Genomic DNA, 23,342 nt, shown 5'->3' on the forward strand with positions numbered 1-23,342 from the left:
TCGAGGGCAATATTACGACATTATCTTCATTCGTAATTAAAGTTCACGTTTGTTTAACATTGTTTGGCTAAAGAAAGACAGGAGTAAAACACTTAAAATCAAGCCTTCCTTTCCGATTTCCTAACCAAATCCAATTGAAAAGCCCAACTCATTCTAAGAAAACCAAGGATATTCAAAAACCTGAACTTATTAAAGCTGATTGAAATGAAAATCAATTGTCAGTGCTTTATATTGCTCCGTATATTGATTTTGACCATCTCTGATTGTAAATGTATCCGGGGTTGTTATGTCAACTAAATCCGTTTTTGAAAAAACTAAAACATCGCGTACATGCCGATTCGGTTTACCATAAATATCTATTTTTCGAATAAGCTTTAAATCCAGCCGCCCTGAAACCAACTCTTCTGTTCTTTCCGAAGGAAGAATTAACCACAGCTCTCCACTTTCATTTAAAATTTCAGCTGAATGATTGATTAACTCTTGCAGCGACATACTGCTTTCATGTCTTGCCAAACTTCTTTGCTGATCTGAAGAAGGCATTTTGGTATTGAAATAAGGAGGATTTGAGACAATTAAGTCCAACTTGTGAATTGGACTATATTCTAAAAAGTTATAATGCAAGGCTTGGAAATCATTTTTGAAATCAAAAGGGGATAGTTTAGCATTTTTGAAATTCAAATCCGCTTGTTGAACAGCCTGATCATCAATATCAATTCCTGTGATTTGGGATTCAGGAAAATGTTGTGCCAACATTAATGCAATTACGCCACATCCCGTTCCAACATCAAGAATTGCCTTCGGATTTTTAAACCCTATGGAATTTGGATTTGCCAAAGCACCCAAAATCATAGCATCTGTTCCAATCTTCTGTGGAGCATTGCTTTGATTAACATTGAATTTTTTGAATTTGAATATGCTCATAATTCATGATTTGAAACCATTGAAAATCAAAATTGCTTATTTGGAACTTGCAGTGGACGGACGATTTGAAAATCGTCCCTGTCATTAAATGAAGAATGCCGATTAATTCATTTTTTTTTTAAATTAATCAAAAAATGATTCGAAAATTTCAATAATGCTATTTGGGATTTGCAGTGCACGGACGATTTGCAAATCGTCCCTACTACAACCCCAAATACATTTCAATCAAACCTTCTGCCGATTGAACATGCAATTCCTTCTTTTCTCTATCTACGCTTTGCACCAAATCATTGGCCAAGGGAAGTAAAACTTCTTTATCTAATTTATTATTTTGGACTTGCAATAATGGATTTATCTTAAAATCTAAAACCTGAATCACCTCTCCTACCTCGCCAAAGTTTTTATCGACAACGGTAAACCCGATAATTTCATGATCATAAAAGTTCTTTCCTGAAAGCTGTGGCAGCTTATCTAGGGAGAGAAAAAGTTCTTTTTTCAATATAACCTTGGCATCATTTTCTGTATCAACCCCCTCGAACTTTACCTTAGCAAAACCTTTGTCCTTCATTTCAATTTTTTCAACGAAAAAAGGCGTTAAAATACCGTCCACATCAATATAAACGGCATCAAGATCTGCATAATCCTCAGGATTTGTTGCATCAAAAAAAAGCGAAACTTCACCTTTATAACTGTGAAGTTTCGCTACGTAACCAAGATTAAAGCAATCTGCTTTATTCATTTTCTTTAACGATTGTGAGAAATTAATCTCTTATTTTTCGTCTTCTTTTTTTGCTTCTTCAGCAGCTTCTACAACTGGATCAGCTTCTGGAGTTGGAACCGGAGTTTCAGCCTCTTCTTCTACCTCTGGTGCATTTTTCGCAGCAATTGCAGCAGCTCTTTCCTCGTTTGTTTTACGCTCTGCAGCTAAACGATCCGCCTCTGCTTTTTTCATTGCATCTGAATGACCTTCAGTTTTCGCAGTAATTTTAGCTCCTTTATCATTCAACCATGCTTCAAATTTCTTTTCAACATCAGCCTCTGTTAAAGCTCCTTTTGCTACACCTTTGATCAAGTGATTTTTGTATAATACACCTTTGTACGAAAGAATCGCACGCGCTGTATCAGACATTTCAGCACCTGTACCAACCCATGTTAATGTTCTGTCGAAATCGATATCGATTGTCGCAGGGTTTGTGTTTGGGTTGTAAGTACCTAATTTCTCGATGAAACGTCCATCACGTGGAGCACGTGAGTCTGCTACTACTACGTGGTAAAAAGCATAACCTTTTTTACCGTGTCTTTGCAATCTAATTTTTGTTGCCATAATGTTTTATTGGTTGGAGTACGAAACTCCTATTAATAATATATATTTATATAAGGCGACAAAGATAGTTCTTTATTTTTATAAATGAAAAATTATAAATGAAAAGTGAAAAATGCATTTCAATAATTTAGGTCAGTTTTAAAAGTTGGGGATTAAGTTTTTTCTTGACTAAGAATCCCTGTTTAAAAATTGGTCTTATCATATATTGAGTCAATCTTTTAGACTTTGTAAAAGATGAAGTGCATGAAAGAACAAGACTAAAGCGTTCCCACAAGAAATACCACAAAGTAGCAAATTAGGTAAATAAAGCGTTCCCGAAATACCTAAAGCGTTCCCACAAGATATAATCTTGTGGGAACTTCTTTTTATTTCTCGGTCTAGTTCCACATCGACAAGCTACAAGAAAACTTATAGCTAAAAGTCGATCTTGATTCGAAATGAAGCATAAATTCAAAAAATCTTGACGTGATTTTACTTGTAATTGACGTGTGGATATTAGCTGGCCATTGTTTTATGATATAGCATATCCCCACAAATTTAATGTGACCCAATAATTTTCAATATATCCTGTTCGATAATAATTTAGATTGTGTCTTTAAATATGGAGGTTATTCAATAACGGCAGAATGACGAAGTCATGGTGGTGTTTTCTCGACCTTAAATACCTAAATCTATCATCCCGACAGAGTGCAACGACGAGTGATCTCTTTTTAGATCAAGAATAAATTGGGAATGCCTTTTACTAAGCCTTTAGAAACTCTCAATAGTTTGATTTAAAACTCTGGCCTACCCTGATATTAATGCAAGTCAATCATTTTAAAGCTAAATGCTTGTCGAGAGCCTTACCAGCAATTTAATAAATTACAATAGAAAATGGTTTTCTTTTAAATTTGACAAGATCCTTCCATTGTTGAAAATCATAATTTTCAACAATGATCAGGATGACAGTTGTGGGAGTTAGTGGGCAAACGAGAGGAAAAACAAAAGCGCTCTGGCGCTTTTGTTTTTTTCCTCTCGTTTGAAATATAGCCCTAGCCCAATGTCATCTTGAAGTAAATTTCTTTTTCAATTTGTTGAAAATAGAAATTTGCGAAAGGATCTTGTCGGTTCACCGCTTAACCACATACTTGATTAGATACATTTACTGGTAAAGTATCGGATAGGCATTTAAAGCTAATTTAAATTCGGTTTTAATACAAAGATAAAGTCTCCGTCAACTGACGAGATCCTCCGAAGAATTTTACCCTTAAGCAAACTCAGCCAGCTCCATCCATCTTTCAGTTTTCGCTTCCAACTCAATCATCAATTCACCAATGCGTTTACTCGCTTCGTTTAATTCTTCAGATGTTGACGTTCCTCCAGATAAGATTGCTGTTAACTCCTCTTTTTCAGTTTCAAGTTTTTCGATTTCTGAATCCAATGTTTCAAATTCATTCTTCTCTTTAAAACTTAATTTTCTTTTTGCTTCTGTTTGAACTGATTTTTCAACCTTTTTTTCAACGGGTACTTTTGCTGCTTCTGCTTTTTCTAACCTTTTTTCGGCTTGTTCCTCGAGAATTTCTTTCTTTAAATTCTGGCGATAAACAGTATAATTCCCAGTGATGTCTTTGATATTGGCATCCCCTTCGAAAACGAAAATATGATCCACCATTTTATCCATGAAATAACGATCATGCGAAACCACAATCAAACATCCTTGGAAATTCTTTAAATAATCTTCCAAAACACTCAAGATGTAAATATCCAAGTCGTTAGTTGGCTCATCCAGAATCAAAAAGTTGGGATTAGACATCAAAACTTTCATCAGTTTCAGTCTGCGTTGCTCTCCTCCACTCAATTTGTAAACATAGTTGTGGTGCATATGGCGCGGAAAAAGAAACTTTTCGAGGAAGTGTGCAGCAGACATTTCTCTACCTTTTTCTAAAGGTATAAACTCCGCTACATCGCGAATTACGTCGATTACTTTCATATTTTCATCCACTTCGATGTTGGCTTGAGAATAATAACCAAAAACAACCGTGTCTCCAACGACTACCTTACCCGAGTCTGGAGCCTCCTCACCCATAATAATTCGTAATAGTGTTGATTTACCCACTCCATTTGGCCCTACAATTCCCAAACGCTCCTGTCGCTTGAATGTATAAGTTAAATTGTCAAGAATATTTAAGTTTGGATAGCTTTTAGAGACTTTGTGCAATTCCAAAATCTTAGAACCTAAACGTTCCATTTTGATTGGAATTTCAAGCTCTTCCTTCTCTATGTTCTGACTCGCTGTTTTCTTGATTCCTTCAAAAGCATCTGTCCTTGCTTTTTGTTTTGTTCCTCTGGCCTTAGGTTGTCGCCTGATCCATTGTAATTCTGATTTGAATAAACTCCTGGCTTTTCCAACCTCAATGGCTTTGTTTTCTTCACGTTCGGCTTTCTTTTCTAGATAATAAGAAAAATTACCTTTGTAACGGTAGATTTGCTCGTCTTCTAATTCATAAATGATGTCGGTAATAACCTCCAAAAAATAACGATCATGCGTTACCATGAATAAAGTAGAATTCGACTTTGAAAGATACTCTTCCAACCATTCAATCATGTCTAAATCCAAGTGGTTGGTAGGCTCATCCAAAAATAAAAAGTCGGGTTCTGAGATTAAAACTTTTGCCAGAGCTACTCGTTTTCGTTGACCTCCAGAAAGCGTTGATATTTTCGCTTCATGATTATCTAGTTTTAATTTAGACAAAACTTGTTCTACCAAACTATCTAAATCCCAAGCATTCAATTCTGAAATTTCCTCAAAAAGTTCTGCCATCGCCAATTCGTCATTTTCTCGAACAGCTTTAGAATACTTTTTAAAAACGTTTAATTTCGGTAAATCATGATCAAAAATTTCTTCGTAAATCGTGTTTTCTGGATTCAAGTCATCCGCCTGTTGTAAATAAGCGATATTAATTCCATTTCGAAAAACCACTCTCCCACTATCAAAAGGCTCTTCGCCCATGATGCAACGGATTAAAGTTGATTTCCCACTTCCATTTTTGGCTACTAGGGCAACTTTCTGACCTTGGTCTATACCAAAACTTAAATCTTCAAAAATCGTACGGTCTGCATACGTTTTGGTTAATTGTTCAACTGATAAATAATTCATTAACGGATACGATCTATAGATTTAATAAGTCGCACATCACGACGAATTCCAATGTTTGCCAAGAAAGAAAATGCCAAGGCGATGGCAATGCAATAAAAACCAAAACCTAACTGCGCACTGGCCTCGTAGCTTGCCGATTCAACGATTGTAGCACTACGGAAAACATAGTACAACGCGATTGCAGCACCAAATAGAAGAAAGTTCATCACAAACAATAAACGTCCTAATTTCAATTGTCTTTGTAAGTTTTTATACCCCAACAATACTACAACTGTTAGCATAGAAAGCAATATGGTAATTGAATAGAAAGGAAAGTAATAAGTCGGAACTCCCTTCATATCTCCATCAATATTCACTTTTCCCGTTGCTTCTTTTAGCAATAAAATATTATTGTCTGATAGCTCACCATGAATCTGCACATCCTTTTGTACTCCATATACATTTCCATAACTAATCATTTCAAATTGATCTTTCTGTCCTACTTCAGTCACAAAGACATCCGTTCCGACACTTAAAAAAATCAAAGCACCTAAAGTCAGCAATAAATAAAGGGATTGAACGCGTTGAATCATAGTTTTAAATTTTAGGCAAAGATAGTTTTTTTTTGGTGGAATATTGGTTGGGATATTGAAAAGAGTCTATGAAAGAACTTATTTTGAAATTCAAGAAATACCCTATTGCTCTGCTTGGGAAAACAAATTGTATTTCCCCTACTCACTCAAATGATGTGATTCAAAAATTCTGTATTTGAAAAGCGCTACTACAATTGCTCCACCGATACCATTTCCTGCCAGCGCCAAAAATAAAAACCACAAATAATCCGTAAACAGCAGGGAATCGGAGTAAATTAAAGCTCCAAATACTTCGATATTTCCAACAATGCTGTGGTGAAATCCACCAAAACCAATCACTGCGGTAATCATAAAAATTAAAAGGATTTTTGATACTGAACCTTTGGTACTGTTAATCAACCAAGTTAGTAATCCCATTAACCAGCCAGCGGTTACGGCACTTAACAAAAGTACCCACCACTTATAATCAATGACATGTTCACCCACGGCAACCATTGTATTTGTATCGAAAAGTTTTAATTCGGGTCCTAATATTCCAATAAAAAGAGCGAATAAAATCCCACCAATGACATTTCCTGTAATCACCAAAGACCAAACCCTTAACAACTCTAAAAAGCTTCTCTGACCATTTAAAACAGGGAGTGTTAGAACAGAAGTTTGCTCTGTAAAAAGGGCTGATTTTCCAAGAACTACCAAAATAAAACCTATGGGATAAACAATGCTGAACATTTTAAACACCAATTGCGTATCTACATCCCCAATAAATAGAAAGTAAACCACGCAGACCAATAAATAACTCACACCGATTTCTAATCCGGCAATGATACCACTCAACAACATCGCTGTATTATTTACCTTGAAAAGTTCTTCTCCCTCATGAATTACGTTACTTAAAATATCGTCGTATTTCTGAGTACCTTCCACTTCATCGGATTTTTTCTGTAAATCCACTTGATAGTCCTCCTGATCTTTTTCCTTTGTCTTTTTTTCCATTCAATAATCTGATTAATTCTGATTACTCCGCATTTACATTAAATTTACTGGGAATAATTGAATCCATAAAATACGAATTTCGAAAAAGTAACAAGCCCTAATTTTAGTTATTTCTCCTTAAAAAACAGAATGAAGTCAAAATCTAAGGAGAAAAACAAGTCATTTCGTCAGCTTAAAACAACTCCGAACGCCATATTGTCATTGAGCTAGAGGGATTTCAGCAATGGATTAGAATTTGATATAAAGCTATCGAAAATAAGAATTAAAACATAAAAGATATATGGATACGAATAAATGGACAACAAAAACGCAAATGGCTGTGCAAAAAGGGCAAGAATTAGCCCTTGAAGGTGGTCAGCAAGCGATAGAAACTGGACATGTCTTGCGCGGCATGATTCAGGTTGATGACAGTGTTCTTCCCTTTATATTTAAAGAATTAGGCAGTGATTTAGCTACATTTACATTGGCTTTGGATAGCATAATAAAAAATTATCCAAAAGTTCAAGGAGGCGGTCAAGCTTATCTAAGCAACACATTACAACGTGTTTTTAGTTATGGAATGAACGAAATGCGCAACTTTAAGGACGAGTTTCTTTCATTAGAAATTTTACTCTACGCTTTAATGGACGGAAACGATTCAGTAGCGAGTTTAATGAAAGACAACAAGTTCAAAAAATCAACTTTAAAAGAAGCAATTATGAAATTAAGAGATGGGGAAAGTGTAGATTCTCAAGGCAAAGACGGAACCTACAAGTCTTTGGATAAATTTGCCAACAACCTCAATGAAATGGCAAAAAATGGGAAGTTAGACCCGATTATTGGACGTGATGAAGAAATTCGTCGTGTATTACAAATCCTAACACGCCGAACGAAGAACAACCCAATTATGATTGGAGAACCTGGAGTTGGTAAAACCGCTATTGCTGAAGGAATCGCTCAGAGAATTGTCTCAGAAGATGTTCCTGAAAACCTCAAATCAAAGATTGTTTATGCTTTGGATATGGGAGCCTTAGTTGCTGGAGCGAAATACAAAGGTGAATTCGAAGAGCGCTTAAAAGCGGTGGTCAACGAGGTGATTAAATCGGATGGAGAAATTATTCTTTTCATTGATGAGATCCACACTTTGGTAGGAGCTGGTGCTGGAGAAGGCGCTATGGATGCTGCGAATATTCTAAAGCCCGCTTTGGCGCGTGGAGAATTGAGGGCGGTTGGAGCAACAACTTTGGACGAATATCAAAAACACTTTGAAAAAGACAAAGCATTAGTTCGTCGTTTCCAAACAGTATTGATCGATGAACCTACGGCAGATGATGCAATTTCAATTCTTAGAGGAATTAAAGAAAAATATGAAAATCACCACAAGGTTTTAATTAAAGATGATGCGATTATTGCTGCGGTTGAACTTTCACAACGCTATATTACCGACAGACAATTGCCAGATAAAGCGATTGATTTAATTGACGAGGCGGCTTCTAAGCTAAGAATGGAAATCAATTCAAAACCAGAGGAATTGGATGAAATCGAAAGAAAAATCATGCAATTAGAAATTGAACGGGAAGCCATTAAACGTGAGAATGACCAACAGAAATTATCAAGTTTAAAAGCAGAATTAGCCAACCTTTCTGAGCAGCGAGATGAATTCATGGCCAAATGGAAAGCAGAAAAAGACGTAATTGATACCATTCAAAATGCGAAAGAAGAAATTGAACAAGTTAAACTAAAAGCGGAACAAGCTGAGCGTGCAGGAGATTACGGAAAAGTTGCCGAATTGCGCTACGGAAAAGTTAAAGAACTTGAAACGGAAGTAGAAAATGGAAAGGCGAAACTTCTAGAACTTCAAGCCGAAAGCAAAATGATTAAGGAAGAAGTGGACGGAGAAGAAATTGCAGATGTTGTTTCTAAATGGACTGGAATTCCGGTAAACAAAATGCTTGAAAGTGAAAGAGCTAAACTCTTGCGCTTAGAAGATGAATTGAGACTAAGAGTTGTGGGGCAGGAAGAAGCCATTGAAGCCGTTTCAGACGCTGTAAGAAGAAACAAAGCAGGCTTGCAAAATCCCGACCGACCAATTGGTTCTTTCCTATTTATGGGAACAACAGGTGTTGGAAAAACGGAATTAGCGAAAACTTTGGCCTCGTATTTATTCAACGATGAAAACGCTATGACGCGAATCGACATGAGTGAATACCAAGAAAAGCACAGCGTGAGTAGATTGGTTGGAGCGCCTCCGGGATACGTGGGTTACGATGAAGGTGGACAATTAACGGAAGCCGTAAGAAGACGTCCATATTCTATTATTTTGCTGGACGAAATTGAAAAAGCGCATCCAGATGTATTCAACGTTTTACTGCAAGTATTAGACGACGGAAGATTAACGGACAACAAAGGAAGATTGGTGAATTTCAAAAACACTTTGATCATCATGACCACAAACATGGGAGCAGAAATCATACAAGGCAACTTTGAAGGTGCTGTGGAAGCAGAGATTCCTAGGATTACAGAAAAAACAAAAATGGAAATGCGAGAGTTCCTCAAGCAACACATTCGCCCTGAGTTCCTAAATAGAATTGATGAACAAATCTTGTTTACGCCTTTAACTAAGGAAAACACCAAGCAAATTGTAGAAATCCAGTTGAATAACTTGAAAAAACAATTGGAGCAACACGATATCAGATTAATCGTGAAAGACGATGCTTTGAATTGGATTGCAGAAACAGGCTATGATCCTCACTTCGGTGCAAGACCAGTAAAAAGAGTAATCCAAAAGAGTATTCTAAATGAGTTATCGAAAGACTTACTCGCACAGAAAATTGATAAGTCTCAAAATGTAATTGTAGATTTATTTGATGGTAAAATCGTGTTTAGAAAACCAATTTCTCAGGAAGAAGAAGAAATTATTTAAGACAATTTCTAGAGAGAGTCGCCGATAAATCGGCTGGGAGAGAAAAAATAGGGAGAGGGAGAGGTTACATCTTCGCTTTGCCCGATTTCACAAAGAGAAATAAAAGAGAAAATCCTCTGTACTGAAAAGTATGGAGGATTTTTTATTTTAGATTATGAATTTATGCCCATAAAAGCAAATCAATTAGAAAAACAATATTTGATCCTCCCTCAACCTGTACCGATTTTTATCGGTATACTCAATACTCTTGCTCAAAACTGAAATTTAAACCTCCGATTTAGATTCCTCTCATCGCTTCTACTATCCTACTAGCAGCAGGACAGATTTCGGTGTTTTTTAACGTAAGATCAATGATTTGAAACATTTTCTTTCTGTCGGTATGAGGGTATTCTTTACACGCCGCTGGTCTGTCTTCATAAACGCTACAAGTATTGTCGTCAAACAAGAAAGGACAAGGTGAAGATTTTAAAACATAGTCCTCTTCTTCGTCTACCCTCAGGTATTCATCAATAAATTGAATGGGCTTCATTCGGAACCTTTTGGACAACCTTTTAATATCGATATCTCGGAAAATAGGGCTTGTTGTTTTGCAACAATTTGCGCACTCTAAACAGTCAATATCTTGAAATGCTTTTTCGTGTTCCGCATGGAATCTTTCGTCGAGTTTCCTCTCCGGAGTTCTTCGCATTTGTTTTTTAAGCCTTTTATTATCGGCTTTATTCTCTTTAGCAATGTCTAAATCTTCTTGATATTTCATTGCGACAAAGTTAGGGGAATAAAGCTAAGCTTCCTGCAAAAAATAGAGATTATACCTTATTTGCATTAATTTTAAAGAATTCTAAATTGTGCTTTAGCCTTGCTTGATTTAAAATTACTTTACGACAACTTTCGGCGCCATTTAATAAAAAAGAAAATGGTATGCTCTTCAATTAAGCACAATTCTTCTTTTCTTGAACAACATAATTTTCACCAAAAGAAGAATCCCATTTGCATGAGCTTGAAAAAAGAGAAGAAGAACAAAGCAAAAACGCAAAACATTTCAGCGCACCTTACTCATCTTCCACCGCGCGTATGCCTTTTTCAGGATACTTTCCTTTGAATTGGCTTAACTCCTTTTTAATGAAAGCAATGTCTTTTTCTACATCCCCTGTCGGGGTAAACAAATCTAAAAATCCTCCAATTTTCTTTTCGTAGTCCATGTAACCAATATAAATTGGAACTTTTGCACGAAGCGCTATATAATAAAATCCTTTTTTCCAATTTGGACTATAACTTCTTGTACCTTCTGGCGTAAAAACCATGTACATTGAGTCGTTATTATTGAAATGCTTTACGGCCTGATCGGTAAATTTATTATTTTTCCCTCGATGAATTGGAATTCCACCAATCGCTTTTAAAAACCAACCCAAAGGTGGAAAGAACAACTCGCTTTTAATTAGATAACGGCCTTTTACACCGTAGTAAGTAAACGCTAATTTTCCTATAATGAAATCCCAATTACTCGTATGAGGCCCCATTACAATAACTGCTTTATCTACTCCTTCAGGACTGTCTTTGATATCCCAACCCATTAATTTCAGTATCCACAAAGAAACTTTCCCCATCATTATATATTGAAAAATTATTAAGTTTAACTACTCCTTTATTTTGTATCGGTTAATGACTATTTTTACCAATACAAAATTTAAGCAACAAAGATAATTTTTATAAATGAATCCTCCGCAGGTCGTGAAAAAATATAAACGTGTATATAAATTTGCTATTGCGCTGTTGCTTTTAGTGAACCTCTGGATTATTATTGGAATCATAAGCTTCACAGCAGAAACTAAATCTTTTTCAAACAAAAGCCTCGTGCCAGAAGAAGTAGATTTCGTGATGACCATAAACTCAAAAAAACTTATTAAAGAGCTATTAGTCGATGTCTTATTTAATACCGAATTAGATAAAAGTAGCGCTGAATTATTCATTCCAAAAGAAGGAGAAGTCACCAACAGATTAGGAGCTGACATCACCTCTGAAGTTGTTGTGTTCTATGATAACTGGCAAGGGAATAGTGCACAAGGATTACTTTTTAATCTCTCCAATCAGGCAGATTTCGACAGGTATCAAAGTAGTGAAGAACACACAATAAAAAATAGTAATTCTAAATATGGCGTCATTATCAATCTAGATGAAGGAAGCCCAGGAAAAGCAAGAAGTCACTACACAAATTTGGCAAATCGCATCATCAATTCAGAAAAAAAAGATGGTCAGGCTGCACACGCTCAACCTATGCTGAACCTAGCCTATAGAGGTGAGGGTGACCAGTATTTAAATGACTTAAGTCTCAATTTGAACATTGAAAAAGAAACTATTTTTATTGAAGGAAAAGGTAAGCTGAAAGACAGTGCAATTGCTCAATCCTTTATTCAGAATGCTCTACATCTTCCCATTTCAGAAAAATATTTCCAGCTTCAAACCAGTGAAATACCTGAAGATGCGATGAAATATTTAACCAACTTTTTGAGTAAACTGGGCGTAACAATCCCCCACATCAAATCGATGCAAATCTTAGTTTATGGTGTTACAATAGGCGAAATAAACGGCTCTATGGCTGTATTGCCCAATTTAGATTGTGTACTCAGGTTAGACGACAAGATTCAGATAGATAGCTTGATGAAAGACCTCAATCCATATTATCGTGATTTAGTCAATTTCGAAAAACAACACATTACACTCGGAGATGTAGTCTACCATTACACTCAAGTTTCAGAAAATGAAATTCATATTGGAGTCACAGAAAAGCCTAAATATACCGCCAAAGAAATAAAACCGCATTATTCAATGAATGGTTATCCATCCACTATTTTAGAAATCGAGGGAAAAGGATTTATTGCCGGTTTCATCAAAATGATGCCACCTGTTAAGCTTTCAAAGCAGTTTTTGGAAGAGGTAGAGCATTTTAATATTCACGCAGAGCAAGCAGGAGATTCATTGGAGATTAAAGGAGAAATTTCTATTCGAGAAGAAAAATTTATGACCGTAGAAATTGCGAAATACGGACTGTTACTCTTTAACTAAAAGTCATAGCTCAGCCCTCATTTCCCTCATCAATCCTTTTAAATAAGCTGGTGCATTGATCAATCTTGAGCCATACCAAGTAAAATACTCTCCATCTACCAGCATTAACTTAGCTTTCGGGAAGTAGTTTTGTATTTCAGCAAAGTGTTTTTCCTTGAAAGGATATGGCTCAGTACTCAAGAAAACATAATCCAATTCAGGAAGATTTTCCATATCTAATTCAGGATAGCGTTCTTGATTTCCTAAAACGTTCATCATTCCCATATGGTCCGTAAGAATAACATCTATGAAAGTGTTTGAGCCCACGCCCATAAAAGGATCTTTCCAAATCAAGTAGGCCACTTTAGCTTTGTGCGTAAAAGGAGTTATTGTTCTAAAATTGCTTTTAATTTCATCAACCATCTCCACTCCTCGCTTTTCAACATTACAGAGCTTTGAAACCTGAGCAATCATTTCCAGGCTGTCTTCTAAATCATAAATATCGCTCATATAAACGGGAGCAATCTTGCGCAATGCTTCAATATCTTCCTTGGTATTTTCTTCCTTGTTACCGATAATCAAATCAGGTTTCAAAGCAGCAATTTTATCAATATTCGCATCTTTTGTTCCTCCAATTCTTTCCTTGGAACGAAACCATTCATTGGGGTGTATACAAAATTTAGTAATCCCAATCACCCTATCGCCTAAACCTAAATCATAAAGCAATTCAGTTTGAGAAGGAACCAAAGAGATAATTCTCATCGGTTCCTTTTCTAAAATTATATCATCTCCCAATTGATCAATCACAACTATAAATTAAGCCATTGCACTAATTACATCGTGCCTTGTAACAATATGGAATTTGTCCTCTCCTAGTTCTACTAAGACTGCAGGCACATCCTTGTTAATCAATTTAGACAATTCCTTGATTGAAGTATTCGGTTGAACAACAGGAAGTTTAGGCCCCATGATTTTGCCCACTGCTTCATCTTTCATTTGTTCATTTCCAATCATTTGATTAATCAAAGCAGTTTCGTCGATCAAACCAACAAACTTTCCGTCCTTGGTAACTGGAATTTGAGAAATTTTATATTGCCTCATCTTTGCCACCGCGTGAGAAGCCAATTCTTCCACACCAATAGTTACCAAAGGATGGTCTTTGTGATTTTCTAATAAATCATGAGCAGATTTATGCGCTTCTTCCAAGAAACCTCTGTCTCTCATCCAATCATCGTTAAACATTTTACCCACATATCGACTTCCGTGATCATGGAATAAAACCACAACAACATCGTCTTTCTTGAACATGTCTTTCATTTGAAGAATTCCCTTGATAGCAGAACCCGCAGAGTTCCCCACAAAAATCCCTTCTTCACGTGCTAATTTTCTAGTGTAAATTGCAGCATCCTTATCCGTTACTTTTTCGAAATGATCTATTGTATCGAAATCAACGTTTTTTGGTAAAATATCTTCTCCAATTCCTTCTGTGATGTACGGGTAGATTTCATTTTCATCAAAAATACCTGTTTCGTGATATTTCTTGAAAACAGAACCATAAGTATCAATTCCAATGATTTTAACATCCGGATTTTGTTCCTTCAAGTATTTTCCTACACCAGAAATGGTTCCTCCTGTTCCAACACCAACAACGAAATGAGTGATTTTCCCATCCGTTTGCTCCCAGATCTCAGGTCCAGTAGATTCGTAGTGCGCCTCACGATTGGCCAAGTTGTCATATTGATTTACATACCAAGAATTTGGGGTTTCTTCTGCCAATCTTCTAGAAACTGAATAATAAGAGCGTGGATCTTCGGGCTCAACATTTGTTGGACAAACCACTACTTCAGCACCCACCGCACGAAGAATATCCATCTTCTCCTTACTTTGCTTGTCGCTTAAAACACAAATCAGTTTATAGCCTTTAATCACGGCTGCCAATGCCAAGCCCATTCCAGTATTTCCAGAAGTCCCCTCAATAATGGTTCCTCCAGGTTTTATCAACCCTTGCTTTTCAGCTTCTTCGACCATTTTTACCGCCATTCTGTCTTTCACAGAGTTTCCAGGATTTGTAGTTTCAACCTTAGCCAAAACAGTTGCTGGAATATCCTTGGTCATTTTATTGATCCTTACCATTGGTGTGTTACCGATGGTTTCTAATATGTTGTTGTAAATTTTCATCAAATCTATTTTTTGCAAAGGTAACAAATGATAAGCGATAAATAAAACTGAGATTTGACAATTCGTTTAGGGGTATTTTTAATGACTAAAACCTGGTTTATCAAATGAAATAGCGTCACAAAACGAAAAATTCCAAAACAGATAATAAAACACCCAATTGCTGATTGGTTTTTGGGCATTCCCCAGCCGATTTTTTCCTCCCAAAACATTAACCAATATTCGAAGACATAATGTCGGGACGATTTGTAAACTTAGCGAAGCGATCTCATGACCAAAGGGAGTAATCGACCTTCATCATTGTTAAAATGGTTTAAAATTTGAAAAATGCAAAATCAATCAAAGGCTACCGCGAGAATATTCTCGTGGTTGTCTGATTCCCCGCTACCTTGAAACAACAATCTTCTCCACCCGCATAAAACTCTCTTTGCCAATCCTCACCAAGTAGACACCATTCGACAAACGAGTTTTGTCAAAGGATGTATTCAATTCTCCATTGAATGTTCCTTTCTTTTGCCTTTCAATTAATTTTCCACTGATATCGAATAAATCAACATACATTTCCTCTGAAACAGGCAAATCACTTCCTTGAACTAGAATACTTTCATCATTTTGCATAAGTATTAGCGCTGCTTCGGATTTCATCGATTCATTTTCTATTCCCACCTGACTTTGCAGATTAAATGAGAAAATTTTTGTTTTCCTATCGCCAATATTCCCAAATGGCCCCGTATCACCAATATATTCTCCTGTATACCAAAACTCTTGTCCGTCTGGAGAAAGAGACATATGAGAATAATCTCCAAATCTGTTACCCCCTTTTTGGTAGGACAATCCTTTTTGCGCCCAAGTTTCAGTAAAGGTAAATTCACCTAAATCATCTCCCGCCAAACGTCCTGTAGCCGCTAATCCAGGGTATTCCGTCGGTCCCGAAACAGAATAGCCCATTCCAATATTCCCATTATAATCCATGGCTATACTTCCCAGGAAACGACTATTCCCATCATCAATTGAATATGTACCTTGTTGATGAATTCCCCAATCATCTCCATCGCTATCTTGACGGAGTTCATACCAGCGAATGCCTGCCGTGTTGTTGTTATCGATATCCACCACATTACAAAGCATTACAGTATTGTAAGTTGGCCAAATCAAATATTGAGCTCTGTAATTAAAAACAGAAGCAATCGCATCGATTTTCTGATTTGTTCCTTTTTGAATAATATCATCCCAAGAATTGGTGAAAGTAGAGTTAAACGGAACAGTTACGATTTCTTGGTCAACCACAATAGAGGAATTACTTGGTGTGTTCCAATCGGTGGTCATTTTTAACACTTTAATATGGTCTTCATTTATTCCACCACTCCAAGAATCATCTTGAAACAAGAACATGCTTATTGGAGTTCCATAAGGTGGTAGGTCACCATCAGCATCCGCTGGCAGCACACTATTAAAAAAGTTTTGCGTGGCGAATGGAGGCAAGTTTAGATTAATCATGGAAGCACTAGGATCTCCCACCAGCATTTTGTCACGTTCAAAAACAACAACGCCTTTTCCCTGAGTATTTGAGGTCATATAATAACCATCAGACCACACTGAATATTTTGGGTAATCTGGAAAACTATTAAAACTATAAGCATACAAATGATAAGCACCTGTTGGATCAGAAGTTTCAGAAACAGCCAGCAATATTTCATTCGATCCTGTTTGAAACTGAGTAATTAAAAATCTTTCAGCATGTCTGTCCCATAAAACAATAGGATCCCCTGAATTTGTTGACCCTGGCCACAAATCTTTTAATTGAATAATTCCGGTAACCGGAGAGCCATCCAGGTTATAAACACGATATGCAACATTGACGGCCTGTACATAATACTGATCGCTTACTGCTCCCGATGGGTCTGGCGGAAACGCACCATCCATTCCAATAAAGTTTTGAAGTAGCTTTACCTCTCCTCTTTTCTTTTCTGCGGGCCCTGAGGACTTCATGGAATAATTGTTGACCAAAGGATCAAACTTTAACGGCAACGCTGAAGAGTCCAAATATTCTGGACGCACTCTGTTCTTGCGCACCTTGGCTTCGTCATTATAATACGCCATAGATTTTTCATCGTGAATCTGCGGCAAATCTCTCAAGGGCTGAGACAAACCCAAATATGTTCCTTGTTTTTTAATTACACTTGGTTCCTCTGTTTGTCCAAAAGACAAAGTAGAACTGAATAAGAATAAAGTCGTGACAAATAGATATAAATTCTTCATGACATAAAATTAGTGAAAAATAGAGTAATCCGCGGGATGAGAATATAAGTTTTCATTGGAAAGCTACGCCGTAATTGATCATTCAAAGAATAATGTAGGGACGAATTGTAACTCTTGCATACAGGGACAAGACTTTTGTCTCTGGCAAAAGTTATAAAAAGGAAAAAAGCCATTCTCGATGAGAATGGCTTTTTTATAATTCGTAATTAAATACCTCCTAATGACCTATTTCGCATAGTTCACTGATCTTCTTTCACGGATCAAAGTTACTTTCACTTGACCCGGATAAGTCATTTCAGTTTGAATTTTTTGAGAAATTGCAAATGACAATTCATCCGCTTTTAAATCTGAAACTTTTTCACTTTCTACCATAACACGTAGCTCTCTTCCTGCTTGGATAGCGTAGGCTTTGATTACACCATCATAAGAAAGTGCATGATTCTCTAGTTCCTTAATTCGATTGATGTAAGACTCCACCACCTCACGACGTGCTCCTGGTCTAGCTCCAGAAATCGCATCGGCTATTTGCACAAGTGGAGAAATTAATGTCGTCATTTCAATTTCATCGTGGTGAGCGCCTATTGCATTACAAACATCTGGTTTTTCACCAAATTTCTCTGCAATTTTCATCCCTAAAATAGCGTGTGGCAATTCTGGTTCATCCTCTGGAACTTTTCCGATATCGTGGAGCAAACCAGCACGTTTAGCCAATTTCACATTCAATCCTAATTCAGAAGCCATGATTGCACAAATGTTGGCTACCTCTCTACTGTGTTGCAATAAGTTTTGTCCGTAAGAAGAACGGTACTTCATTCTACCCACCATCTTCAATAACTCAGGGTGTAGACCGTGAATACCTAAATCTATACAAGTTCTACGACCGGTCTCCGCGATTTCATCATCTAATGATTTTCTTGTTTTCGCTACCACCTCCTCAATTCTGGCAGGGTGAATACGGCCATCTGAAACCAATTGGTGCATTGCCAATCTCGCGATTTCTCTCCTCACTGGATCGAAACAAGACAGTAAAATTGCTTCTGGTGTATCATCCACTACGATTTCAACTCCAGTAGCTGCTTCCAAGGCACGAATGTTTCGCCCTTCACGTCCAATAATTCTACCTTTCACCTCATCAGAATCGATATTAAACACAGAAACTGCATTCTCCACCGCTTGCTCATGCGCAACACGCTGAATAGATTGAATAATAATTTTCTTTGCTTCTCTGTTGGCATTCAACTTTGCTTCATCAACAATATCTTTGATGTGGGCCATTGCATCTGTTCGCGCTTCATCCTTCAATGCTTCCATCAATTGTTTTTTCGCTTCTTCCACATCCATTCCTGAAATTCGGGACAGCTCTAAAACACGCTTATCTTGGATTTTTTCCAATTCGTCATGCTTCGTTTGGGTCAATTGAATCTTCTCTTCCAAACTTGCGGTTTTAGCATCTAAAGACTTCTCTTTACGATTAATCTCTTCAATTTTCTTAGATAAATTTTTCTCTTTAGCTTTAGTTCTATCTTCCGCAGATTGCAACTTACGCTCACGATCTTTTATGGTTTTCTCATGGTTTTCTTTCAAGTTTAAGAACTTTTCTTTCGCTTGAATGATCTTGTCTTTCTTAATAGACTCGCCCTCAGTTTCGGCTTCATTAAGAATCTGTTCTTTTCTTTTCTTCAACAGTGTGTTTTGCACTACAAAGGCAAGTACGACTCCTATTATCAGTCCTATACTTACTCCTATTATTATTTCCATAGTTATTAAAAATTAAAAATCCCACGTCTTTAAAAAGCACTATTGCTTAAAAAAAAAGTGGGAAACGTTTATTATAAAAAATGCAAGCTATTTATTACTCTACTTCAATACTTTGAGACAACAACTTCAATGCTGCTAACATATCCGATTTCAAAACCCGCTCCTTTCCATCTGAAGGTGCATCGTTTACACGGGTTGCCAATTGCAACGAAGTCATCGCTAATAAATCTTGCATATCTTTTACTGCATAACTCTCTTGTAGCTTCTGAATATTTGTATTAATATCTTCCACAGCCTTGCGAACCTTCTCCTCTTCCCCTTCATTTATGGTGAGTGGATAATTGCGTCCAGCAATAACTATTTTAATTGATACTTTACTCATATATTTTATGCTTTCAATCGACCTATACAGTCATCTATTTCCCTTACCAGTGCGTCTATTTGTTCTGCGTTTCCTTTCTTGTTTTTTTCTTCAAGTGAAACACGCTCCTCGTTTTGACGCAATAAATCATCGTACTTGTCTTTGAAATCCTGAACCTCATCTGCACGTTCTCTCAACTTTTCATTAAGCAATTGTAGCTCTGATGTCAATTCGGTGTTTTCAGATTTAACATTAATGAGTGAAGCGTGCATTTTTGCCACTTTCAACTCTATTTCTGCTATTACTTTTTGAATTTCTTCCATTTTTTTTACGAATCACACAAAGATAATATTTGCATGCTTATAAAACAATTAATTTTTGGAATGATTTTTTTAATGTGGTTGTGCATTGCGCCTCTACTGGTGGGAAAACCATTACATGTTTCTTCTGTATTGTCCTCCAACATTAAACAAAGCAGTAGTAATTTGTCCTAAAGAACAGAACTTACTTGCTTCCATCAATTTCTCGAACATATTCTCATTCTTGATTGCTGCTTCTTGTAAAATAGCCAACCATTTTTCGGATTCCTCTTTACGTGCTTCTTTCAATTCGGATAGCATTTCTATTTGATATTGCTTTTCCTCCTCTGTTGCACGAATCACCTCTTTAGGAACTATTGTTGGAGATCCTGTTGAACTCTTGAAAGTATTTACTCCAATAATTGGGAACTCTCCAGTGTGCTTCAAAGTTTCGTAATGCAATGATTCCTCCTGAATTTTAGAACGCTGATACATCGTTTCCATCGCACCTAAAACACCACCTCTTTCAGTAATCCTATCAAATTCGGTCAATACTGCTTCTTCAACTAAGTCTGTTAATTCCTCAATGATGAACGAACCTTGAATTGGATTTTCGTTTTTCGCCAAACCTAATTCTTTATTGATAATCAACTGAATGGCCATTGCTCTTCGAACAGAGTTTTCTGTTGGAGTTGTAATCGCTTCATCATAAGCGTTAGTATGCAATGAGTTACAGTTATCGTAAATCGCATAAAGCGCTTGAAGTGTTGTACGAATATCGTTAAAATCAATTTCTTGTGCATGCAGTGATCGACCTGACGTTTGAATGTGATATTTCAACATCTGAGCACGTTTGTTTGCACCATACTTTTCACGCATAGCTTTGGCCCAAATTCTTCTTGCTACCCTACCTATCACGGCATATTCTGGATCTATCCCATTCGAAAAGAAGAAGGAAAGATTTGGTCCAAAAGCGTTGATATCCATTCCACGGCTTAAGTAGTATTCTACATAAGTAAATCCGTTGGAAAGTGTCAATGCCAATTGTGTAATTGGATTAGCGCCTGCCTCAGAGATGTGGTAACCCGAAATAGATACAGAATAGAAATTTCTTACTTTTTCTTTAATGAAGTATTCTTGGACATCTCCCATTAAACGCAAAGCAAATTCTGTTGAGAAAATACATGTGTTTTGTGCTTGATCTTCTTTTAAAATATCTGCTTGAACTGTTCCACGAACGACTGCAAGTGTGTCTTTTTTGATTTTTGCATACACATCCGCTGGTAAAACTTGATCTCCTGTAATACCCAATAACATCAATCCTAATCCATCATTTCCTTGAGGAAGTTCCCCTTGATAAACAGGTTGCTTTGTACCTAAATTATCAAAAATTGATTTAATCTTTTCACGAACTTCTTCCTCTAGATTATTGGCTTTAATGTATTTCTCACAGGCTTGATCTATCGCAGCATTCATGAAATACCCTAATAACATAGGTGCTGGACCGTTGATAGTCATTGAAACCGATGTTTTTGGATCACTTAAATCGAAACCAGAATAGAGTTTCTTTGCATCATCTAAACAACAAATCGAAACTCCTGAGTTACCAATTTTACCATAAATATCTGGTCGCTCCGCAGGATCGTTTCCGTAAAGTGTTACAGAATCAAATGCTGTAGAAAGTCTTTTTGCTGGCATTCCCAAACTCACATAATGGAAACGCTTATTTGTACGTTCTGGTCCTCCTTCACCAGCAAACATTCGTGTTGGATCTTCTCCTTCACGCTTGAAAGGGAATAATCCCGCTGTGTAAGGGTATTCTCCTGGCACATTTTCTTGCAATAACCATCTCAAAATATCTCCCCAAGAAGAATATTTTGGTAAGGCGATTTTAGGAATCTGTAAATGAGAAAGTGATTCCGTATGCGTTTGAATCTTTAGTTCTTTATCGCGCACTTTGAATTTAAAAACGGGGTCTTTGTATTTTTGAATAGTATCTCCCCATGTTTCTATGGCCACCATATTATGTGGATTCAAATCCATTTTCAATTTCTCGAAAGTTTCAGTTAACCCCTTAATCAATCTGTCTTTATCCTCCATTTCACTATCAGAAATAGTCTCAATAGATTTTTGTACGGCATACATTTTGTCTGCAACTATCACTTGAGCATCAACCCAACGATCATAATTTCTATTGCTCTCAGAAATTTCAGATAAATAACGTGTTCTTTCCGGTGGAATAACGAAGATTTTCTCAGACATTTCATCCGTTATCTCAAATGTTGAAGCCAGTGTGGTATTCGTCTTTTCTTTCAACGTTTCTAAAAGCACTTTGTACAATTGATTCATTCCTGGATCGTTGAACTGCGATGCAATCGTTCCGAAAACAGGCATAGCGTCTACAGGATCGTCAAATCGAACATGATTTCTTTGGTATTGCTTTCTAACATCTCTCAACGCATCTAAAGCTCCACGCTTGTCAAACTTATTTAAGGCGATGACATCTGCGAAATCCAACATATCGATTTTCTCCAATTGAGTTGCCGCACCATATTCTGGCGTCATTACATATAAACTCACATCAGAATGCTCCATAATTTCAGTATCTGACTGACCAATTCCAGAAGTTTCTAAAATAATCAAATCAAATTCTGCTGCTTTTAGTACCAATAAGGCTTCTGCTACATATTTTGACAATGCCAAATTAGATTGTCTAGTCGCCAAAGAACGCATGTAAACTCTATCGCTAGAAATAGAATTCATTCGAATACGGTCGCCCAATAAAGCACCACCTGTTTTTCTTTTCGATGGATCAACAGAAACAACAGCAATTCTTTTGTCCTCAAAATCGATTAAGAAACGGCGAACCAGCTCATCTACCAAAGAAGATTTTCCTGCACCACCCGTTCCCGTAATTCCAAGAACAGGGACGTTTGCATTTTCTGCTAAAACATGCATTTCATCCAATAAAGCTTTTGATTCTTCCGGGAAATTTTCTGCCGCTGAAATCACTTTTGCGATATCTGCATCTTTTTTATTCTTTAAGATTTTTGGATCAATCTCAACATCTTTACCTACTGGAAAATCAGATTTTTCAATTAAATCATTGATCATTCCTTGTAAGCCCATTTCACGCCCATCATCTGGATGATAAATCTTTGTGATACCATAGGCGTGTAATTCATCGATTTCTGAAGGTAGAATAGTCCCCCCTCCTCCAGCAAATATTTTAATTTGCGGCGCTCCTCTTTCCTGGAGTAAATCGTACATGTATTTCAAATATTCTGTATGACCTCCTTGGTAAGATGTCATTGCAATTGCTTGCACATCTTCTTGAATGGCACAATTTACTACCTCATCCACACTTCTATCGTGTCCAAGGTGAATTACTTCACAACCGGAGGCCTGAATGATTCTTCGCATTACGTTAATTGCTGCATCATGACCATCAAAAAGTGAGGCTGCAGTAACTATTCGAACTTTATTCTTTGTTTTATAAGGTAATATCTTTTCCATAATTTCAAATACTGAATACCCGCAAATATAGTGAGTTTATGTTGAAACAGTGTGGGTTTGGCTGGGTAATTTAAAAAAGTAATGGGA

At 36.7% G+C, this 23,342-nt stretch carries 17 protein-coding genes; 2 read left to right on the forward strand and 15 right to left on the reverse strand.

What is annotated here, in order from left to right; translation table 11 throughout:
• Window positions 1–189 precede the first annotated feature (189 nt).
• From DIT68_RS04895 to DIT68_RS04920, 6 genes are all read right to left on the reverse strand, one after another.
• Window positions 190–921, reverse strand: a complete 732-nt coding sequence (locus DIT68_RS04895; protein ID WP_109358687.1) for a tRNA1(Val) (adenine(37)-N6)-methyltransferase — start codon at window positions 919–921, stop codon at window positions 190–192.
• A 202-nt stretch (window positions 922–1,123) separates the two neighbouring features.
• Window positions 1,124–1,660: a ribosome maturation factor RimM gene (rimM, locus tag DIT68_RS04900; RefSeq protein ID WP_109358688.1), complete on the reverse strand. Its 537-nt coding sequence runs from the start codon at window positions 1,658–1,660 to the stop codon at window positions 1,124–1,126.
• Between the two features lie 30 nt (window positions 1,661–1,690).
• Window positions 1,691–2,245: a 30S ribosomal protein S16 gene (locus DIT68_RS04905; RefSeq protein WP_109358689.1), complete on the reverse strand. Its 555-nt coding sequence runs from the start codon at window positions 2,243–2,245 to the stop codon at window positions 1,691–1,693.
• A gap of 1,246 nt (window positions 2,246–3,491) precedes the next feature.
• Window positions 3,492–5,381 carry an ABC-F family ATP-binding cassette domain-containing protein gene (locus DIT68_RS04910; protein WP_109358690.1) on the reverse strand — a complete coding sequence of 630 codons (1,890 nt, stop codon included), beginning with the start codon at window positions 5,379–5,381 and terminating at the stop codon, window positions 3,492–3,494.
• Window positions 5,381–5,953, reverse strand: coding sequence for a DUF4293 family protein (locus tag DIT68_RS04915; RefSeq protein WP_109358691.1), 573 nt, complete (start codon window positions 5,951–5,953; stop codon window positions 5,381–5,383). The genes DIT68_RS04910 and DIT68_RS04915 overlap by 1 nt, the downstream gene beginning before the upstream one ends.
• Before the next feature lie 138 nt (window positions 5,954–6,091).
• Window positions 6,092–6,946 carry a formate/nitrite transporter family protein gene (locus DIT68_RS04920; RefSeq protein WP_109358692.1) on the reverse strand — a complete coding sequence of 285 codons (855 nt, stop codon included), beginning with the start codon at window positions 6,944–6,946 and terminating at the stop codon, window positions 6,092–6,094.
• Window positions 6,947–7,226: 280 nt separating this feature from the next.
• On the opposite strand from DIT68_RS04920, the gene clpB reads away from it, so the two are divergent.
• Window positions 7,227–9,848 (forward strand): ATP-dependent chaperone ClpB, encoded by a 2,622-nt coding sequence (gene clpB, locus DIT68_RS04925; RefSeq protein ID WP_109358693.1) that lies wholly within the window; start codon window positions 7,227–7,229, stop codon window positions 9,846–9,848.
• A 277-nt stretch (window positions 9,849–10,125) separates the two neighbouring features.
• Here clpB and DIT68_RS04930 read toward each other — a convergent pair whose 3' ends face one another.
• Window positions 10,126–10,605 carry a YkgJ family cysteine cluster protein gene (locus DIT68_RS04930; protein WP_109358694.1) on the reverse strand — a complete coding sequence of 160 codons (480 nt, stop codon included), beginning with the start codon at window positions 10,603–10,605 and terminating at the stop codon, window positions 10,126–10,128.
• 292 nt (window positions 10,606–10,897) lie between these two features.
• Complete coding sequence (locus DIT68_RS04935) at window positions 10,898–11,455, reverse strand: 1-acyl-sn-glycerol-3-phosphate acyltransferase (RefSeq protein WP_109358695.1); 558 nt, start codon at window positions 11,453–11,455, stop codon at window positions 10,898–10,900.
• Between the two features lie 121 nt (window positions 11,456–11,576).
• Here DIT68_RS04935 and DIT68_RS04940 point away from each other — a divergent pair, with 121 nt between their 5' ends.
• A complete protein-coding gene (locus DIT68_RS04940; RefSeq protein WP_146194124.1) occupies window positions 11,577–12,908 on the forward strand; it encodes a glutathione S-transferase family protein in 1,332 nt (443 codons plus the stop codon).
• Between the two features lie 3 nt (window positions 12,909–12,911).
• On the opposite strand, the gene DIT68_RS04945 is transcribed toward DIT68_RS04940, so the two are convergent.
• The 7 genes from DIT68_RS04945 to DIT68_RS04975 all read right to left on the reverse strand — a co-directional run bounded on the left by DIT68_RS04945 (window position 12,912) and on the right by DIT68_RS04975 (window position 23,255).
• Window positions 12,912–13,694: an ABC transporter substrate-binding protein gene (locus DIT68_RS04945; protein ID WP_233244154.1), complete on the reverse strand. Its 783-nt coding sequence runs from the start codon at window positions 13,692–13,694 to the stop codon at window positions 12,912–12,914.
• A gap of 9 nt (window positions 13,695–13,703) precedes the next feature.
• Window positions 13,704–15,065 carry a pyridoxal-phosphate dependent enzyme gene (locus DIT68_RS04950; protein ID WP_109358697.1) on the reverse strand — a complete coding sequence of 454 codons (1,362 nt, stop codon included), beginning with the start codon at window positions 15,063–15,065 and terminating at the stop codon, window positions 13,704–13,706.
• 381 nt (window positions 15,066–15,446) lie between these two features.
• Window positions 15,447–17,321, reverse strand: a complete 1,875-nt coding sequence (locus DIT68_RS04955; protein ID WP_109358698.1) for a T9SS type A sorting domain-containing protein — start codon at window positions 17,319–17,321, stop codon at window positions 15,447–15,449.
• A 225-nt stretch (window positions 17,322–17,546) separates the two neighbouring features.
• Window positions 17,547–19,079 carry a ribonuclease Y gene (rny, locus tag DIT68_RS04960; protein ID WP_199223375.1) on the reverse strand — a complete coding sequence of 511 codons (1,533 nt, stop codon included), beginning with the start codon at window positions 19,077–19,079 and terminating at the stop codon, window positions 17,547–17,549.
• A 94-nt stretch (window positions 19,080–19,173) separates the two neighbouring features.
• The gene (locus DIT68_RS04965; protein ID WP_109358700.1) at window positions 19,174–19,461 is read right to left on the reverse strand and encodes a cell division protein ZapA; all 288 of its coding nucleotides are present in this window, start codon (window positions 19,459–19,461) and stop codon (window positions 19,174–19,176) included.
• Window positions 19,462–19,466: 5 nt separating this feature from the next.
• Complete coding sequence (locus DIT68_RS04970) at window positions 19,467–19,763, reverse strand: hypothetical protein (protein WP_109358701.1); 297 nt, start codon at window positions 19,761–19,763, stop codon at window positions 19,467–19,469.
• 111 nt (window positions 19,764–19,874) lie between these two features.
• A complete protein-coding gene (locus DIT68_RS04975; protein WP_109358702.1) occupies window positions 19,875–23,255 on the reverse strand; it encodes a methylmalonyl-CoA mutase family protein in 3,381 nt (1,126 codons plus the stop codon).
• Window positions 23,256–23,342 lie beyond the last annotated feature (87 nt).

The sequence above is a fragment of the Brumimicrobium oceani genome, assembly GCF_003143775.1.
GTDB lineage: Bacteria > Bacteroidota > Bacteroidia > Flavobacteriales_D > Crocinitomicaceae > Brumimicrobium > Brumimicrobium oceani.

Bases quoted from the DNA above. Each gene is read 5' to 3' on its own strand.
- DIT68_RS04895 (WP_109358687.1), bottom strand. From the start codon at position 921: ATGAGCATATTCAAATTCAAAAAATTCAATGTTAATCAAAGCAATGCT.
- rimM (WP_109358688.1), bottom strand. From the start codon at position 1,660: ATGAATAAAGCAGATTGCTTTAATCTTGGTTACGTAGCGAAACTTCAC.
- DIT68_RS04905 (WP_109358689.1), bottom strand. From the start codon at position 2,245: ATGGCAACAAAAATTAGATTGCAAAGACACGGTAAAAAAGGTTATGCT.
- DIT68_RS04910 (WP_109358690.1), bottom strand. From the start codon at position 5,381: ATGAATTATTTATCAGTTGAACAATTAACCAAAACGTATGCAGACCGT.
- DIT68_RS04915 (WP_109358691.1), bottom strand. From the start codon at position 5,953: ATGATTCAACGCGTTCAATCCCTTTATTTATTGCTGACTTTAGGTGCT.
- DIT68_RS04920 (WP_109358692.1), bottom strand. From the start codon at position 6,946: ATGGAAAAAAAGACAAAGGAAAAAGATCAGGAGGACTATCAAGTGGAT.
- clpB (WP_109358693.1), top strand. From the start codon at position 7,227: ATGGATACGAATAAATGGACAACAAAAACGCAAATGGCTGTGCAAAAA.
- DIT68_RS04930 (WP_109358694.1), bottom strand. From the start codon at position 10,605: ATGAAATATCAAGAAGATTTAGACATTGCTAAAGAGAATAAAGCCGAT.
- DIT68_RS04935 (WP_109358695.1), bottom strand. From the start codon at position 11,455: ATGATGGGGAAAGTTTCTTTGTGGATACTGAAATTAATGGGTTGGGAT.
- DIT68_RS04950 (WP_109358697.1), bottom strand. From the start codon at position 15,065: ATGAAAATTTACAACAACATATTAGAAACCATCGGTAACACACCAATG.
- DIT68_RS04955 (WP_109358698.1), bottom strand. From the start codon at position 17,321: ATGAAGAATTTATATCTATTTGTCACGACTTTATTCTTATTCAGTTCT.
- rny (WP_199223375.1), bottom strand. From the start codon at position 19,079: ATGGAAATAATAATAGGAGTAAGTATAGGACTGATAATAGGAGTCGTA.
- DIT68_RS04965 (WP_109358700.1), bottom strand. From the start codon at position 19,461: ATGAGTAAAGTATCAATTAAAATAGTTATTGCTGGACGCAATTATCCA.
- DIT68_RS04970 (WP_109358701.1), bottom strand. From the start codon at position 19,763: ATGGAAGAAATTCAAAAAGTAATAGCAGAAATAGAGTTGAAAGTGGCA.
- DIT68_RS04975 (WP_109358702.1), bottom strand. From the start codon at position 23,255: ATGGAAAAGATATTACCTTATAAAACAAAGAATAAAGTTCGAATAGTT.